General features: G+C 44.8%; 10 protein-coding genes. 5 read left to right on the forward strand and 5 right to left on the reverse strand.

All coding sequences use genetic code 11. From position 1 onward, the window contains the following. Positions 1 to 85: 85 nt before the first annotated feature. Complete coding sequence (locus IPJ71_02685; GenBank protein ID MBK7842591.1) at positions 86 to 2,968, reverse strand: VWA domain-containing protein; 2,883 nt, start codon at positions 2,966 to 2,968, stop codon at positions 86 to 88. Between the two features lie 271 nt (positions 2,969 to 3,239). Between IPJ71_02685 and IPJ71_02690 the strand changes: the two genes are divergently transcribed. The 5 genes from IPJ71_02690 (at position 3,240) to IPJ71_02710 (ending at position 9,170) form a co-directional block, all read left to right on the forward strand. After that, a complete protein-coding gene (locus IPJ71_02690) occupies positions 3,240 to 4,475 on the forward strand; it encodes a M20/M25/M40 family metallo-hydrolase (protein MBK7842592.1) in 1,236 nt (411 codons plus the stop codon). A 100-nt stretch (positions 4,476 to 4,575) separates the two neighbouring features. After that, entirely contained in the window at positions 4,576 to 5,034 is a 459-nt protein-coding gene (locus tag IPJ71_02695; GenBank protein MBK7842593.1) for a CBS domain-containing protein, read from the forward strand. Then, positions 5,031 to 6,275, forward strand: a complete 1,245-nt coding sequence (locus IPJ71_02700; GenBank protein MBK7842594.1) for a hypothetical protein — start codon at positions 5,031 to 5,033, stop codon at positions 6,273 to 6,275. Before IPJ71_02695 ends, IPJ71_02700 begins: the two co-directional genes overlap by 4 nt. Before the next feature lie 4 nt (positions 6,276 to 6,279). Beyond that, positions 6,280 to 8,778, forward strand: a complete 2,499-nt coding sequence (locus IPJ71_02705; GenBank protein MBK7842595.1) for a penicillin acylase family protein — start codon at positions 6,280 to 6,282, stop codon at positions 8,776 to 8,778. Next, on the forward strand, positions 8,775 to 9,170 hold the full coding sequence (locus tag IPJ71_02710; GenBank protein MBK7842596.1) for a hypothetical protein: 396 nt from the start codon (positions 8,775 to 8,777) through the stop codon (positions 9,168 to 9,170). The genes IPJ71_02705 and IPJ71_02710 overlap by 4 nt, the downstream gene beginning before the upstream one ends. Positions 9,171 to 9,945: 775 nt before the next feature. Here the strand turns inward: IPJ71_02710 and IPJ71_02715 are convergent. The 4 genes from IPJ71_02715 to IPJ71_02730 all read right to left on the reverse strand — a co-directional run bounded on the left by IPJ71_02715 (position 9,946) and on the right by IPJ71_02730 (position 15,847). After that, on the reverse strand, positions 9,946 to 10,533 hold the full coding sequence (locus tag IPJ71_02715) for a hypothetical protein (protein ID MBK7842597.1): 588 nt from the start codon (positions 10,531 to 10,533) through the stop codon (positions 9,946 to 9,948). Positions 10,534 to 11,014: 481 nt separating this feature from the next. Beyond that, positions 11,015 to 13,819 carry an insulinase family protein gene (locus tag IPJ71_02720; protein ID MBK7842598.1) on the reverse strand — a complete coding sequence of 935 codons (2,805 nt, stop codon included), beginning with the start codon at positions 13,817 to 13,819 and terminating at the stop codon, positions 11,015 to 11,017. Between the two features lie 152 nt (positions 13,820 to 13,971). Further along, entirely contained in the window at positions 13,972 to 14,589 is a 618-nt protein-coding gene (locus IPJ71_02725; GenBank protein MBK7842599.1) for a M23 family metallopeptidase, read from the reverse strand. Between the two features lie 25 nt (positions 14,590 to 14,614). After that, positions 14,615 to 15,847 (reverse strand): serine hydroxymethyltransferase, encoded by a 1,233-nt coding sequence (locus tag IPJ71_02730; protein ID MBK7842600.1) that lies wholly within the window; start codon positions 15,845 to 15,847, stop codon positions 14,615 to 14,617. Positions 15,848 to 15,860 lie beyond the last annotated feature (13 nt).

Here is a 15,860-nt window from a genome sequence, read left to right on the forward strand (position 1 = left end):
AAATTGAAGGCTACCGGTACCAAAAATCATACCGCAATGCAATTTTTTTGATTTGCCCCAAGTTCACACATTCTCTAGCTCAAGTTTATTTCAAGCAGTTGTAAATGAATTCATAGGAGCCTTCTGGCAGTTGGTTGGTGAAAGTGACCAACTTGTCGTTGAGCGTGTAGGGGTGGGTTGCCATTGTCATCAAAACTTTTGTCTGGTTAGGCGCAATGTAGTACATGGCAAGATCCACCTGGCCGTCAAAATCGCCGTCAAATGGAGCGCATTTTAGCTGAACACTCTTTACTAAATTGCGCACAGCAGTGCCGATTTCGTTCAATTGATTGGCATAGCTTGAAGCGCAAACATCACCTAAGATTCCACCAGTCAGATCGGTCAATTGCTTATAGGTGTTCCCTTCCACAGCACCCGTGGAGCAGACAGTGCCAGGACGCCAAATGATTGAGTGAAAAGCAAATCTCTTGTCCGGGGCCAACTCGGTCTTGACAAGATTTATGAGCCCTTGCGGAGATGAAGAGACCACATTTGCGCTGCATCCGCTGCTGCACTCGTCTTCATCGGAAATCAGCACAGTTGCTAAAGCTGCAGAACTTCGAATGAGTTTAGCCTGAGGAGAAGTAGAAGAGGCCTTCGCTTTCTGGATAACTCGATAATTGGCGTTTATTCCCCTTTCGTCTCCACTTCCTGATGAACCCATATAGATATTAGATCCAAGCAACCCCTCAGGATTAGCATCCTGAGGGGTCAGAATATTCTTGCCGTTGCTGAATGCTCTAAACGTTCCATCCCCAAATGGAGCGTAGGGGCCAGGGTCTGTGCTCGTCACAGCAATTTGCCAATCAATTCCTTGAAGTTTTGATATAAACCCACTGATTCGATTCTTAATTTCTGCCTGTTCCTCAATCATTGAACCGGAGTTGTCCACAACAAAAAGAACGTCTAAGGCAGCATTGCTCCCATTAATTGAAAATAGTTGAGTTTGGGGATCCAAAGTTACTTGCACGCTCCACTTAACTTCAACAGTGGTTGAATTTCCAAGTTGATCTTTTGCAGTCACAACGTAGGTATGATTTCCACAGTTCATTATCCCGAGATTGACCAAATTTTGAATGCTACAAGCGGTGAGGGCTCCAGCCAGTCCACATTGAACGCTGACAACCTGAGAATAAGCGTCTGTTATCTGATATCCAATTTTATCCTCAATTCCGTAGGCATGATCGACAGGTCGTTCAAGAATGACGATGTCTGGACCAACGGAATCTACCGTCCATGAATAGGAGATTGAGCTTGACAGATTGCCAGCTGCATCGACGGCTCGCACTTCAAACCCGTGAAGGCCCTGTGCCAAGTTGGACAACTGGCTTGGACTGACACAATTGGCAAAAGCACTGCCGTCCAATCGACATTGATAGGAGACAATCGGGCTAACCGAATCCTGTCCTAAAAATTCAAAACCGTCGGAAGTCAACTGAGTCAGAGAAGCGGGAGTTTTTGTGAATCGAATCGTGGGTGCTGTCCGATCAACATTCCAAAGATGAGCCAATGGGCTTGACGAATTTCCGGCCTTATCCTTTGCAATCACCGAAACCTGGTATCTGTTTTCGGACAGATTTGATGGTGCAATTGTGTTATTGGAGCAGTCGATCGGGGTACCATTGAGCGTACAAAACACTTTATCAATGCCCGAACCACCTGTGTCTGAGGCATTTAGCACTAATTTTGGATTCTGGTCATTTGAATATTGACCTGGAGTACTGACCCATGTCACGGTTGGAACTTGATTGTCAACGAGCCATGAATAGGCGGCCGGAACAGAGGTGTTTCCCACTCCATCTACGGCAACAACTTCAAACTTACGAGAGCCTGCCGAAACTGGAAAATTAAACCCCGAACTGCAGGCTTGAAAGGAACCACTGTCAATTCGACATTGAAATGCTGTGACCGGATCGTTGCCGTCCTTGCCCTCAAATTCAAACTTAGCTGACAGACGACTGTCATAAGGATTTGGAGTTGAAACCAGGGTTATAGACGGAGCCGTTAAGTCCACACGCCATTTGTACTCCTTCCAACCAGATGAATTGCCAGCCCTATCTATCGCCTTCATTCTTGTTGTGTAGTTTCCATCGGTTAAAGAGGATATCTCAAAAGCCCCATTTAGACAGCTAACTTCTTGATTTGTAACAGGCTGGAAGCACACAATATCCTTCACACCAGCTAAGTTGTCTGTCGCAGAAAGAGTGAACTTTGCCTTGTCGCTTCCGGTCACTACGGGAGGCGTCTCATTTAAAGTGACAACAGGTGGAGTCCAATCGACAAGCCAAGAGTGTTTCGCCGTTTCGGATATATTTCCGGCCCTATCTTTCGCCCCGACACTAAAGACATAGGAGTTTTCCTGCGGGATAGCTTTCGAAACAAGGGAAGTGCAAGGCTGAAAATCAAGACTGTCGATGCCAGCGCACTCAATCTCAGATATCCCTGATAGGGAATCTTTGGCCAAAATGCTAAATTGTGCTTGTCGACTGGATGAAATCGATTCTGGCGCTCTAGCAAAAGAAACAGATGGACCTACATTGTCATGCACAATGCCGTCACTGATACAATCTGATTCAACTCCTGAATGTGTCTTGAACTTCACATAGACTGAAGTTGAATTATTTTCCTTCTCCAAATTCCAAGGTACGAGTGGTTTCAAACTTTCCCAATCTCCGCCAGAAGAACAGCTTGGATCATTTGTAATGTACATCTCTGATGCACCATCAGCTGCGATATCAAGCCAGACGGCCTTGGACTGAGTGAATTCATCGCCCCGATTAATGAGAATACCACCACCCTGATTGAGCAAGGCTACAATAGAAGATCTGTCTGTGCTGAACCGCTGTTCCGCACAGTTGTTAAATCCAAAAGTTAAAGTGAGTCCAACGATAGACCAAAGTAAAATATTGTCGTACGCACGTCCAAACATAGGCTAATACTCCATATTGGAGGGGAATCTTACACCTTAAGGTGGGAGCAATATTCCTGCCAGCAAAAAAAATCCCTAAACTCGTATAGACTGAGTGGCGTGTTAAGTAGCTGACAGTGTAAAATAAATCTTCGATCCGGTGTCTCAATTTGAGTCAACGCTAAGACAACTTGAATCTGAAATATAAATTGCCAATTCAACAATAATCTCAACTTGAGTCCATTTGCTGTCGATAAGGGGGATAAGAAGCATTTGGTAAAAGAGGCGCTTTTTGAAAGTAAGTACTAAGATGATGAGAAGTATCCTCGGGAAAAGATGGCGGCACGGAGTTCTGGGGTTACTGACAATCTTCTTGATGTGGTTCAATAATTGCGGAAAAGCCTATGAACCAAAATTGGTTAGCGCGTCCTGTAATCAGAATAAACTCGTTTCTCCAGATGAGTTAGATCAGCTGATTCATGAAGCCCACAGGTTGTCTGAATCTACCCAACGCATCAGGTGTCCTGGATTTTTTGCTGTATTGAAGGACGATGAATCCAGTCCTGTTGCGCAAGCCAGAGCAAAGCTTGCGACCAACGATTGCAATCAAGGCGGTCCACCGGTTGATCCAGCACCTCCGACAATAGATGAAATAAAGGATAGAATTATCAAGGATCTTTTGCCGAGAGCAAGGCCGCAAAATATCCGTGATTGGGTGGTTAAGTTGAGTGATCAATCAATGTGGCCAACGAGATACCATCTCTCTGCAAACAACAATGCAGTTTCGGATTGGATTCAGCAAGAGTTTCAAAAGCTGGCATCTGGACGGACCGACGTGAAAATTTCCTTAGTGAGTCATCAGAACACCCCTCAGAAATCAGTAGAAGTATTGATCGGAGGGACTGGCGCCAACAAAAACAAATTCGTTGTATTGGGAGGACACCAGGATTCAATAAATGGACAGGGAAGTAGAAACAATCCTGAAGCATCAGCGCCAGGCGCTGATGACAACGCTTCAGGGGTTGCCTCATTACTTGAGGCCTTTAGAATATTGATGGATGGCAATTACTATCCAGATGCAAGCATTGCCTTTTATACTTACGCAGCCGAAGAAGTGGGTCTAGTTGGGAGTCAAGAAATCGCTCGTTCCTATGCGAATGCAAGCAAAAATGTACTCGGTGTCATGCAGATTGATATGGCCATGTATTCTTCACGAGGAAAACCAAATATACTATTTATAGATGATTTCACAAGCCCCGCATTGACAAAGTTGGCAACCGATTTAGCCAAAAATTATCTGGATCTCTCTGTGAATAGCATGACCTGCGGCTACGCCTGCAGCGATCATGCCAGTTGGACCAAATATGGATATCCTTCGTTCATGCCAGCTGAAGATGATTTCGAAGGGAGCATTGATCGAATCCACACTGTAAATGACTTGGCAGACAGCCTGATGAAAGAGGATTATGCCACAAAATTCTCCCAATTGGCCGTCGCATTTGCCGTATCCATGGCTGGATCAAAATAGTTGACGGATTCACTCCATTTATCAGATCATACTTGCTATTGAGATAGTGAGATCAGGTTTTTTCACCGCTTGAATTTTTCAAATAAAATGGAGGCAAACAATGAAACGCACTCATCACATAGGCGATTCAATGGTGGCACACCCTGTAACTGTTTCGCCAGACGTGGGAATTGTTGATGCTCATGAAATCATGCGTGGCTGGGGCATGAGACACCTGCCCGTGGTCGTTGGAGATGATATTGTGGGCGTCCTCAGCGAAAGGGATATTTACCGATCAATTTCCATCAAGGGAACCAACAAGATCAGTGTCCGGGAGGCCATGAGCGAAAGTCCTTATATCGTTTCTTCCGGATCTACTCTGAAGGAAGTGGTCAATGAAATGGCAAAAAATAAATATGGGTGTGTGCTCGTAAGGGGATCAAAGGGCGGAGTTCGCGGTATTTTTACAAGGACAGATGCTCTGTATGTTCTCTGCCAACTCTTATCAGACCCTGAAGATAATTTTCGGATTATGAATATAGAAGACTATCTCACACATCATCAGAAATTAGCTATATGAACTTAAAATTGCCTTTTATCATTCTGAGTACTTTCCTCTGTTTTACAGATATGCTTGCCAAGGATGCGGGGACGAGTCTTCCTTCAAATATTGCAGACAAGTTCCATTCACCAAAGGACGAGGGGAAAAAAGGCACTGTCGATCAGGATCTGCGTTCGGTCATGCATGACTTCTATAAAAAGATCATTGAGATACGGCCGATCATAAAATCGCTGGACACTTTTAAATCCAAAGAAAATCAGGAGTCAGTGCGATCCGCCTTAGACATATTTTTGTCTCGATTGACAAAAATAAAAAATAATCCCGGTTTTACTGGAGAAGATCAAGCCGCAACGGTTGGACTGTTTCTGCAGCACTTGAGGGATACGCGAAGCTTGCTCGATTTAGGGGAGCTTGAGAGAGCTTATCATGGGGTGCGTCAATCGACGGAATTTTGCTTTAGCTGTCACACTCGGATGCCTCAAGAAGGAGATCCTCAACTGGATTGGAAGCAGGATATTAAGGCCCAAGATGCAACCAATGCCCTCGTCACTGCAGACTTTTATTTTATTACGCGACGATATGAATATAGCATGAATATTTACGATCATCTTCTTCGGTCATTTCCCGACACCGTCTTGCTGCCTCAAGATATCCGCGGTGTTTACCTTCGAAAACTTTTGGTTTTTGCAAGAGTTTGGAGAAATCCTTCACTTGCAGTTGTCAATTTTGGTGAAGATTTGAAGAACAAGAAATTACCGATAGTTAATCGACGCGAAGTGGAGATGTGGCAGAAGTCTTTTGCAGAATGGGCGAAACAGGAAAAGTCAGACAAAGGCTCCGATTGGAATCGAAAAAGACGGACTTCCTTTGCCGTCAAAGTTCTCTCCGAGATGGAGGGCTATCGAGGTCCTTCGGATTCTCAGCCCTACCTTGTAAATCTGTTGAGGTCTTCGGGACTTCTTTACGAAGACTTCATCAAAGCGAAAAACTCTGATGAAAAGGCCGAAACATTGTTTTATCTCGGGAAAACCGAAAGAATTCTTAGTCAATCTTCTTTTGCCCTTCTTGGAGACTTATATCTCAAGGAGTGTGTTCGTTTGGCTCCGCGATCTATCTGGGCGCCTCGGTGTTTGGGAGAATACCGGACCTATCTTGAATGGAGATTTCCCGGCTCAACATCCATGCCTGAGGACATTAAAGCCGAGCTTAAAAAGCTGGAAGACACTGTAGCACAAGGGAAGGGGAATCCTTCCAAATAGGCCGATGAAATCGCTTCAGTTTTTTATTGGGGGTAGGTCGGTGCGACTCAAAGCAGGGGTTTGGGCAACTTTTTATTTTATTTTGGTGCTTGGATTGACGGTTGTTGGCCACCTCGGTATCGGGCCAATTCCTCCGCTAATGCGAAGGATCTTCCCTTTTCAAGGAGTCTGGCGGGCAGAAAGTCAAAAATTTAAAGCAATAACTATCAAAGACGCGGCTCTTCGTGATGAAGTCCGGGTTGTCTATGACACGGATGGCATTCCTCATATTTTGGCTAAATGCAATGAAGACCTCTATTGGGTTCAAGGGTACATAACGGCAAAAGATCGTCTCTGGCAGATGGATTTTCAGTCAAGAGTCGCTGACGGTTCATTGTCTGAGTTAATAGGTGAGAAAGCTAAAAGCATAGACGAATATTTTGTTCGGTTGGGGGTGAGACAGGTCATCGCCGCTGCTGAAAAGGAATTGAACAATGATGAAGTCACCCGCCAACCATCCCATGCTTACGTGGAAGGAGTAAATGCCTACATTAAGTCTCTTTCGGAGGATGAATATCCGATTGAATATTATCTGACGAGGACAAGACCGCGGCTGTGGACATCAAGGCAAATATCAGCGCTGCTGAAGCTCATGGCTTTTCGTCTTTCGGGTTACAGTGACGATTTGGTTCTGACGAGATATTTGCAGAAATATGGCAGCGATGACGTCGAAAATCTATTTCCAGAACATCTTTCTTTGGAGATTCCTTTCGCAAAAGCGAAAACGAAAACGAAAACGAAAACGAAAACGAAAGAAGACCTTCATACTTCTGGGCCAAAGGATAAAGTATTTGTGACCTCTCTCAAAAATTTTCCTGATTCCTTCCAGCCAGTTCCAGGAAACGGCAGCAACAACTGGGCTGTCAGTGGATCCAAAACGAAGTCCGGATATACTTTGCTCGCCAACGATACGCATTTGTCTTATAGCTTGCCGTCGATTTGGTATGAGATGCAACTTAGTTCGCCTGGTATATCTGTGTATGGAGTGACGATACCTGGTGCTCCAGGTATCGTTATTGGATACAACGAAAAAATTGCTTGGGCGACAACAAATGCCTCTACCGACGTGATGGATTGGTACGAAATTGAGTTTCGCGACGAAACAAGTGAAGACTATCTGCTCGACGGCCAATGGGTTCATCCACTTATTACTTCTGAATACATCACAGCGAAGGGCGGTAAGGAAGAAAAAGTTAAGCTTGATATTCTCTGGACGCATTTAGGTCCCGTGGTGCACAGAGAAGGGAAGATTGGACTGGCCCTTAGATGGGTCGCACAAGAGTCGAGCAACGAACTTAAGGCACTTCTGAATCTCAATCGGTCTCAGAATTTTCAGCAATGCCTGAGTTCGCTTGTCGATTTTAGATCCCCGGCTCAAAATTTTATCTGTGCGGACGCTAACAATATCAGTATTAGACACAATGGACGCCTGCCAAAGCGTCAATATGGCCAGGGTAAGTTTATTCTTAACGGACGGATTTCTCAGGAAAACTGGCAGGGCTGGCTATCCTCCGAAGAGGCCCCTCAAGAGATCAATCCAACATCAGGCTTTGTTCATTCGGCGAATCAGCGTCCCGTCTCGGGATCTGAATCCAGTTACTTGGGATGGAGTTACCCAGAAGCATTTCGTGGGAAACGAATTGTCGATTTCTTATCATTGAAAACGAATCTCGATGTGTTCGATATGATTCAACTCCAAAATGATGTCATGAATTCTCATGCAAAAATGGCTCTCCCTTTCATGCTGACTCTTTCCGGAGACGGAAAGGTCCAGGAGGAACTGGGATCTGAATTGTATTCAAAACTCAAGGAGTGGGATTTTCTTGACCGTGCCGAATCGGTCCAAGCGTCTCTTTTCTCTTTTTGGTGGAAACATTTTGAAACTTTGCTTTGGGAAGATGATTTTGGTTTTGCGAAGACAAAACTCTATCCATCGCGAGATCGAACATTGAAGTTACTGGAGAACATTCTCGGTAACGATCAACATCCAGACCGTCGTTGGGTTGATAATTTGCTGACTTTGGAGCATGAGGACCTTTCTCGGCTTCTTCAGATCGCTTTGAAAAACGCAGTTGAGGAATTGAGAGGTCAGTTCGGAAATGATTTTCGAAATTGGGAGTGGGGCAAGGTGAGACCCACTAAGATAGATCATTTGAGTCGCATTCCTGGCTTTGGCGCCACTGAAAGTATTCCTATGGGCGGCAGTCAATACGCCGTCAATTCGAACAAAGGCCACCATGGTCCGACCTGGAGAATGGTTGTCAGCTTTGAACCTCAGCCAAAAGGTTCGGGAACATTTCCCGGCGGAGTAACTGGAAATCCCTTTGATCCCGATTATCAACGCTTTGTAAAAGCTTGGTCTCAAGGTCATTTGAGGCCATTTAAATTTTTTCACAAAATAGAAGATTTCGCAGGAGATTTTCGTCAAACTCTTATCTTTCTACCAAAAAAGGAGAGGACTTGATTTATTTTCTCGTCATTTTAATCATGATTGTTGGAATATTTCTTCCTTGGTGGTTTTGTGGACCTATTTGTTTTGCTTTCGGTTGGCTTGCCAATTCTTCTCGCAAGACACTAATTGGATCTTTTGCCAGTGTGTTTACTGCCTGGGTCATTGCAGCCCACTACTTTGATATTAATAATGCCCTGGCGACAAGTCACAGATTGTCCCTTCTTCTTGGTTTGCCCCATTTTGTATTAGTGTATTTGGTGGTGGGTTCGATAGGGGGAGTATACGGTGCGTGTGCGGGACTTTGTGCGGTCTATTTGCGACGACTTTTCACTCCAGCTGACGCTTGTTGTCCTGTCAATCTAACAGAGGCTGACAAAGAAGGTCTTCGAGCTGAGGAATTCTGAACTATAGGTTGTCTGTGTTTTATCAGATCTCTGTTTTGTTCGCAGTCTCGATTATTTGCTGGGGATCGATTGGGTAGGATTCGATCTTCCAAGCCATAATGAGATACGAGTAGGATATTTTTTTTGCATGGGCCACTGATTGAATTATATGAAGATCCTTCGTGATCGTTGCTATAGTTATAACCACAATCTCTCAAAGAATATCTTTCCTTTTTTCGAGGTCTGCGAAGCTCCCATTCGGAATTCAGTTTGGAAACATAGACGTCTATTTTCTTGCATTGATCTTCTATGATGTCCCACTCATATCGGTCGGCCTTGCTCAACAAAAAGCCACAAGCTTCAGGGCCTGATGAGGGCCGACCACTAGACTTGTAGCAAACTCCTTCGGAGTAGAAATAGATTTCTCCGCCAAGAGCAAAAAATGAAGAAAAGCAAAAGAAAAAAATAAAGCCAGCTGCCAGAAAGGCACATCTTAAAAACTCTGGTCCACCAGAAACAGTTTTACCTTGAACTATACTGAACTTCATTTTCTACACCCCACTCACATCTATCTAGGGCAATAACCGTTCCCGATTCGTGTGGAAGTTATCTTTGTAACTAATTGAAATGACATGAAGCTTCATATTGTAGGGACCTAAATTCTGATTAGAAACAAGTCGTTTGTTAGATAAATGGACGTTCTCAAAATGAGAAAGCTGAAAAAACAGGAGGAGGAAGGGGAAGAATTGTTCATTTTGCTACCAAGTATTGTCGATACAAACGCCCGTTTTTCGGTCTACGGATCCACTATAACCCAACTACCAAGACTGAAGATGACATTCCCGTTATCAAGTTGTGGTTCCACGGCAGTGATATCAAAAACTCTTTCAAAGTTTCTTTGATCCATTTCCTTCTGAAATATAGTATCAGTTTCAATTCTGCGAACTGCACTAACAAGGTCCTGGAACTGACGTTCTGCTTGAATGGGCTTCCCGACCTCCCTATGTAATTCGTCTCGTTCAATGCCTGGATGGTATCTTTTGATAACGATCCCTTCTGCCGGTGAATAATCAACTATCTCGGCGACACGGAGTCCCTTGTGGGCAAGAAAGGAGGATACAAAAACTTCTCTTTCCATCATACGTCTAGCACTCTCACCTGAGAGTTTATAAATCTTAAAAAGAGCAATTCCATTTCTATAGCTTCCAAGGTAAATTCGCCCGGTGGTACCAGAGCCTAGATAGTGAAAAAGAACTACTGGCTCTCCTTTAAAGGTAATGTTCTTTTTTGTTTTTAATGGATGACCCTTCAGGTGAATGTGAAAACCATAAACAGGATCTCTCAACTCTTCATGTGTTTTGTAAAATGTGGCCTCATTTTCCATTTTAGAAAAAAGCTGTGCACAACTTAGAATTGAATTTGGATCTCTCTTTGCAGTATGAGGAGGGTGGGCGCAACTTATAAGTATTAAACAGACAGATGCAACAACTAATCTCACAACCTCATTCTATCACAAAATTTACCTGGGTCTATTGTGTTCTTGGGAATTGAGCTTCTTGATCTATTAACCGACTAATGGCCTTATATGCTAAAATTGATTGGGGTCTGGTTCGAATACTTACAAAAATAGTAGACCACGGATCTTTGAACTTCTCAACTCATGAGTCTCACAAACAAAGGTGGCTAAACTCTTGAAATTAATCCAGCCACCGTCGTTCCAAAGCTTCTCTTTCTTGCCCGTTGGTCAAAGATAAAAAATCAAAAGATTTTTATAAATCCGACCTAAGGGCTAAACGTGGTTAGTCAAATTGAGGACACACCTTAATATTTATGACATCAATCAAGGAAGCTATCGCAATTCCTCTTTATTCCAATCCCACTTCCAGTTTGTGGTCAATTCGGAATATCCTCCATCCATTGACTTTGTCTTTCAACACTTGGCTCATGAGTTCAATCACTCTTTCTTTCGTCAGCGATTTCAAGCTTGCTAACATACTGTCTCTCGCCGTATCAGGCAGGTCGAGGTCAAACCAATAACTGTGTCTTCCCATACTTTCTTCAATGGAAGAAAGCGGGCGTTCGAGCTGGTATATTATGGCATTGCGAAAGTCCTCGAAATCACCTGAAGAGATTTGACTAAAATCCTGTATAGCGTGGTCATTTATCCAGCTTGTCATAGCTGCTTCGACAGCATCTAGATTTTTCGTGCTTTGTATCGAAAAAAGAAGAGAAAGTCCTTGGGCCGTGGACTTCTGCGCTGCGCCGACAGAGTAGCCCCACTCTTGCTCAGTCCGTAGTTCCTTGAAAAAAGCGGGACCAATAAAAGTCATAAATATTTTTGCTGCAGCCCATTTCTCAATTTCTTGAGTCCCTCCGAGTTCAGCTTCCAGACGCACGACACCACCACCTCCTCGTCGGGTGGATGTCATGCGCTGTGTGTGACCAGCACTAAGAACGGGAATTTTCACGAGCTTCGGTGCGGCCGAAGAGGACTGCGCAATCAAGGAATTCTGTAAAAAATCCTGACTCCATGTCCTGGCTTCGTCTGATGAGAGTTCTCCGTGAGCCAAAACATTTGCGTGAGAAGTTTTCATCCATTCCCTTGTTTGAGCGACAACCTCCTCAAAAGTAATTTCACGCATAGCCGAGGTCAATTGCTCAGTGGTCAAACCATAGAAGACTTGCAAGTACCATTCAAAGCGGGCCTGGTCGCTCGCCTCTTGAAGATCAAAATTCGCAAGCCTATGTAAATAGTTTTCTTTGCGTACAGAAAATCGAATGGCGGTTACATCCAGTTGTCTGATGGCATCACCCATTGCCTTGAGAACAAGCGGGACAGATGCCCGAGGGCCAAATGCGGTAAAGTCCATTCGATTTGCGGCCATGGGAACAAGAATAGGCGTGGAGGAGCCTGCCTTGATACCTGCTTTCCATGCCATTTGGGTATTTGCCGACAGAGATTCAGACAGGAGTAGTTTCGACAGAAACAACAGGCCAACTTCTTTGGCGTTCTGTGGCGGTGGAGTGATAACTTCAATTCTTAAACCCACCTTGGCCTGCTCGAAACTATCTTCAGGACGATAAATGAGGTTTGATCCTGCCCTCAATTCGTTGCTAGGAGCCGTCGTCACCTTGAGCGGAGTTCGATCATTTGAAAAGAAAGGGTTTTTCCCTGGAAGGACAAAATTTGTTGGCTTGGCGTCTGCCAGCAACAGAGAGTCGATCGGTAAATCCGAGAGAGAATGTTCGATGTCGTAATGATCAGATTTGAGATCACCAGTGAAACCAGGGTCTGATATCACAATGGCCCAGCGGCTCGGGTCGAGCATTTGCCTGACTCTTGCTTGGATCTTTCGAGCCGAAGGATTAACGGGAATATGTCCCGTTTCTAAGGTGTATTCAGGCGGGACAGAAAGGGCGAGAGTTGCTTGCTGAAGGGCAAAGTCAAAATTCAGCACACTCCGATCATGCACAAAATCAAAAGTATCAATCTCCTTCGAACTTGCGATAAATTCTTCTGGTAGAGATTGCCGACTGAGCTGTAGCAAAAAACCTTGGGTCGTGGCGACAATCTCTTTCCATCGGCCGACTCCATCTGGAGAAAGTTTAAACTCAATTTCAAAAAGATCTCCAGACTCCGCGAGGAGTTCATTCGAGACGAATACCGACTCTATCAAGCCATTCTGGATTAAATGATGGGCAAAGCCTCCAGGTGTGAGCCTTCTAATAGCATCTCCTAAGATCTGGGAGTTCAAAGAGGTAATCTCAGTGCCATCGTGAGGCAGTCGAAAAGAAAGACTGAGTATTCTATCCGTCAGACTCTTGACTCGTGCGACTGGAATAATGCCGGGCGAATTGAGCTTAAGAGGCGGCAAGAGAGACTGCTGGAACCTTCTTTTGGGCAAGGGACCAAAATGCTGAATCGCTAAGGCCTCCAGTTCATCCAATGTTTGAGGACCCGCCAGAACAAGTTTCAAATTACCAGACACATAATGAGTATCAAAGAGTTCACGAAGATCAGTCATGCGAACATCAGCCAAGGTCTGGGAATTTCCCTGAAAGACGCGTCCGAGGGGATGATCCCGCCCAATTAGCTTTTGCATGATATGCCACAGTCTTCTTGAGTCTTTGCTTCTGTTATTATGATATTCTTGATCAACAGCATTGAGCTCTTTATCGATGTATTGTTCGGATAACTTTGGATCGCGAAAGAAGGCGCTCAGGCGAGCCAATGCCTCAGGAAACTTGTCTGGCTTAATATCAGCTGGATAGACAGTGTAGTTGATTCCCGTCATGCCATTGTAGGTTCCACCATTGCCCTGAACAAATCTCGAGTATCCGTCTACTTCGGGATACTCATTTGAATTGATGAAGACCATGTGCTCCAGAAAATGGAAGCTACCAGGGCGCCCCTGGGGGTCCTGCATGCTTCCACTGCCTACGGCAAGGGCCACAGCTGACATGCTTGTTTTGGGGTCAGAAAATAAAATTGTCACAAGCCCGTTGGGTAATTTAAAAACCCTCCTCCGGAGAGAGTCGTTTTGCTCTCTCGCTTCTCTCAGTCTTGTTAACTCAGTCCTGCATTTCCGAGAAATCTTCTCCATGGCATGGCCATGAAGAGCTAAGCAGAATACGCTCAAAAGAACAAAAATCCTAAGTTGGGTAAACACGAAGATGCTCCTTCTAAAGAAATGATGAATTGACGAGGGAGGTGAAAATGTAGGTCCCGCCAACCAAATTTGGTAGGAAAATTAATGCAGGATTTTATAATAACTTTAGTCTTCGATGTAGGTAGACTCTACACTTCTATCCAAATATTTGACTAAAGGCTGCTTGTAAATGTTGTTCGATCTGAGAACCGTGCCGCGACTTCGCCTTGCCATCGAAGGAGGGAAAGTGGGTCTATCGGCTGTTTTCGATGGATCAATTCAAAGTGCAAATGAACGCCCGAAACCCGTCCTGTTCGTCCCATTTTTCCGATTGTTTGCCCTTTTGCAACCCAATCTCCAGTTTTAACTTGAAAGCGATTGAGGTGACCATAAAGCGTGGCCCACTCATTGCTAAATTCGATAATGATCAATTTGCCATAGCCCTTAAATCCACTGCCCGCGTAAACCACAATTCCATTGTGAGCCGCCAGTATGGGAGTATTCAAACTCCCGGACAAATCAATTCCTTGATGACTGAGATTTGAGGGAGGCCGGAACTTCTGAGTGAGCTTTGCGGAATTAACCGGCCAGTCCAACACAAAAGTTTCACTAAAAAAAGGGCCACCCCCATTCCGAGGTCCGGGTCTGAGATAAGGAGCTTGGAATTCAGGCAAGAGGAGATCGTAAGGTTGCACATCCCCAACCGATGTCGACCCTGTTGAAGTCAACTCCCCCGGACCCTCAAATGAGGAACACGAAACGAGCAGTAGCGGGAGGATTAAAAATGACAACAACCTAACAGGATTACACACGGATTCAGTATATCGGAAATCGCTGACACAGTTCAAGAATTTGGTTTCGGACTTTTGCAGTGACTGATTCGTTAGTTGGATGGTCCAGGACGTCTGCAATCCATCCTCCTACTGATTTCATCTCTTCTGTTTTCATTCCCCGGGTCGTGAGGGCGGGAGTGCCAATTCGAATTCCACTGGTAACAAAAGGTGAGCGTTTCTCATTTGGAACCGTGTTTTTGTTGACAGTTATTCCGGCTTGACCAAGAAGTTTTTCTGCATCTTTTCCCGTCACATTTTTACTGGAAAGATCGATGAGCATCAGATGATTTTCAGTCCCATTTGTGACCAGCTTAAAACCACGATTCATAAGCGTTTCAGCGAGAATTTTTGCATTTGCAACAACGCTTTCACAGTAGAACTTGAATTCAGGCTTCAGTGCTTCGCCAAAAGCCACAGCTTTAGCCGCGATAACGTGTTCTAGAGGCCCACCTTGAATGCCCGGAAAAATTTTACTATTGATACTTTTTGAATTTTCCTCGCTACAAAGTATCATTCCTCCCCTTGGCCCACGAAGGGTTTTGTGCGTTGTTGTTGTCGTGTAATCGGCATAGGGAATAGGGGAGGGGTGAACTCCTCCGGCCACCAATCCAGCGAAATGAGCCATATCAACTAAGAGTTTTGCTCCAACTTCTCTCGCGATCTCCTGGAACTTAGAAAAATCCAAGATTCTTGGGTAAGCGCTGTATCCGGCAATAAGCAAGGTGGGTCGGCATCTTTTTGCGATGTCGCGAATTTCATTGTAATCTAGAAGCTCTGTTTTTGAATCGAGCCCATAATGAGTGGCCTTGAAAAGAAAACCGCTGAAATTGACGGGACATCCGTGCGTGAGGTGCCCCCCATGGGATAGGTCCATGCCCAATATGGTATCTCCAGCCTGAGCGGCTGCCAAAAAAACGGCCATATTTGCCTGAGATCCAGAATGAGGCTGAACGTTTGCGTGCTCACAACCAAAAAGCTGTTTCGCTCGATCTATTGCCAGCTGCTCAGATCTATCGACTTCTTCACACCCCCCATAATACCGCTTTCCAGGATAACCTTCGGCATACTTGTTGGTTAGGCAAGAACCTTGAGCCTCCATTACTGCCCGAGATGTGTAGTTCTCACTTGCAATCATCTCCAGGCCATTCTGCTGACGATGCATCTCTGCTGCAATAATTGCTGCGATCTGAGGATCTGATTCATTCAATTCAGACATGGACTCTCCCTTG

This window comes from Bdellovibrionales bacterium (genome assembly GCA_016714165.1).
Classification (GTDB): domain Bacteria; phylum Bdellovibrionota; class Bdellovibrionia; order Bdellovibrionales; family UBA1609; genus JADJVA01.

Excerpts from the sequence above, each read along its gene's own strand:
- IPJ71_02685 (MBK7842591.1), bottom strand. The coding sequence starts at position 2,968 with ATGTTTGGACGTGCGTACGACAATATTTTACTTTGGTCTATCGTTGGA.
- IPJ71_02695 (MBK7842593.1), top strand. The coding sequence starts at position 4,576 with ATGAAACGCACTCATCACATAGGCGATTCAATGGTGGCACACCCTGTA.
- IPJ71_02700 (MBK7842594.1), top strand. The coding sequence starts at position 5,031 with ATGAACTTAAAATTGCCTTTTATCATTCTGAGTACTTTCCTCTGTTTT.
- IPJ71_02705 (MBK7842595.1), top strand. The coding sequence starts at position 6,280 with ATGAAATCGCTTCAGTTTTTTATTGGGGGTAGGTCGGTGCGACTCAAA.
- IPJ71_02715 (MBK7842597.1), bottom strand. The coding sequence starts at position 10,533 with ATGGAAAATGAGGCCACATTTTACAAAACACATGAAGAGTTGAGAGAT.
- IPJ71_02730 (MBK7842600.1), bottom strand. The coding sequence starts at position 15,847 with ATGTCTGAATTGAATGAATCAGATCCTCAGATCGCAGCAATTATTGCA.